Source organism: Ramlibacter sp. (assembly GCF_041916345.1).
In the GTDB taxonomy this organism is placed as follows: domain Bacteria; phylum Pseudomonadota; class Gammaproteobacteria; order Burkholderiales; family Burkholderiaceae_C; genus Ramlibacter.
Map to the genome: position 1 here is coordinate 1 of NZ_JAYRZR010000178.1, position 2,004 is coordinate 2,004.

Below are 2,004 nucleotides of genomic sequence, written 5' to 3' on the forward strand. Positions count from 1 at the left end.
CCGGGCCCTACTCCCTCCCCCTCCGGGGGAGGGCTGGGGAGGGGGCGCCCGAGGCCGCCAAGCGCGCCATCCAGATCGTCAACGCCAAGGAGCACAACCTCAAGAGCCTCTCGGTCGAGATCCCGCACAACCGCTTCAGCGTGATCACCGGGGTGTCGGGCTCGGGCAAGTCCACGCTCGCCTTCGACATCCTGTTCAACGAGGGCCAGCGGCGTTACCTGGAGTCGCTGAACGCCTACGCGCGGAGCATCGTGCAGCCGGCCGGCCGGCCCGAGGTGGATGCGGTGTACGGCATCCCGCCTACGGTGGCGATCGAGCAGCGCCTGTCACGCGGCGGGCGCAAGTCCACCGTGGGCACCACCACCGAGGTCTGGCACTTCCTGCGCCTGCTGTACGTGAAGCTGGGCACGCAGCACTGCGTGAACGACGGCGCCGAGGTGCGGCCGCAGACGCCGGACAGCATCGTCGCTCAGCTGCTCAAGCGCTATCGCGGCCAGCATGTGGGCCTGCTGGCGCCGCTGGTGGTGAACCGCAAGGGCGTGTACACCGAGCTGGCGGATTGGGCGCGGCCGCGCGGCTACACCCACTTGCGGGTGGACGGGCACTTCCTGCCCACCACCGGCTTCCCGCGCATCGACCGCTTCAAGGAGCACACCATCGAGCTGCCGGTGGCCGACCTGGTGGTGACGCCCGCGAACGAGGCGCTGCTGCGCGAAAAGCTCGCGACCGCGCTGGAGCATGGCAAGGGCGTGCTGCATGTGCTGGCTCCGCTGGACGGCCTGCGCGCGGCCTTTGCTTCCGGCCAGCATGCGCACATCGGCCGCGTGGAGGTGTTCTCCACCCTGCGCGCCTGCCCCGTCTGCGCCACCAGCTATGCCGAGCTGGACCCGCGCCTCTTCTCCTACAACAGCAAGCACGGCTGGTGCCCGGATTGCGTGGGCACCGGCGTGAAGCTCACGCGTGAGCAGCGCAAGGCCTTCGACGACACGCTGGTCAACGCCGACGACAAGGGCCGCGAGCAGACCTTCGCCGAGCCCGAGGTGGAAGACGTGTCCGAGGAGACCTGCCCCACTTGCCAGGGCACGCGCCTGAACGCGCAGGCGCGCGCGGTGCGCTTCGGCGGCGTGGGCATCGTCGAGATCGCGGCGCTGTCCGTGCGCGACGTGCGGCATTGGGTGCAGGGCCTGCAGGTCGAGGGCGTGCTGAGCGCCCGTGAACAGGGCATCGCGCGCGACCTGATCCCCGAGATCCGTTCGCGCCTGGAGTTCCTGGAGGAGGTGGGCCTGGGCTACCTCACGCTGGACCGCGGCGCGCCCACGCTCTCGGGCGGCGAGGCGCAGCGCATCCGGCTGGCGGCGCAGCTCGGCTCCAACCTGCAGGGCGTGTGCTACGTGCTGGACGAGCCCACCATCGGCCTGCATGCGCGCGACAACCAGATCCTGCTGGACGCGCTGCACAAGCTGGGCGACAAGGGCAACACGCTGGTGGTGGTGGAGCACGACGAAGACACCATCCGCCGCGCCGACCACATCATCGACATCGGCCCCAGCGCCGGCAAGCGCGGCGGCCAGCTCATCGCCCAGGGCACGGTGGCCGAGGTGACGGGCGCCAAAGGCTCGCTCACCGGCCGCTACCTCCTGCACGCGATGAAGCACCCGCTGCAGGCCCGGCGCGGCGCCGGCGACGCCGCGCTGCAGCTGCGCGGCGCGCATCTGCACAACCTCGCCACGGTCGACGTGGACGTGCCGCTCAAGCGCCTGGTGGTGGTGACGGGCGTGTCCGGCTCGGGCAAGTCCACGCTGGCGCGCGACGTGCTGCTGGCCAACGTGCAGGCGGCCGTGCGGCAGCGCAGCACCAAGGCCGGCCGCGACGCGGACGACCGCGGCAAGCGCCCTGCCTGGGTGGGCTGCAAGGGGCTGGATGGCTACCAGGCCATCGACCGCGTGCTGGAGGTGGACCAGACGCCCATCGGCAAGACGCCGCGCTCCTGCCCGGCCACCTACA

Annotated in this window: 1 pseudogene; it reads left to right on the plus strand. The window is 71.3% G+C overall.

From position 1 onward, the window contains the following. A pseudogene (locus ACE3T5_RS21540) lies at window positions 1-2,004 on the plus strand (excinuclease ABC subunit A); the annotation flags it as partial.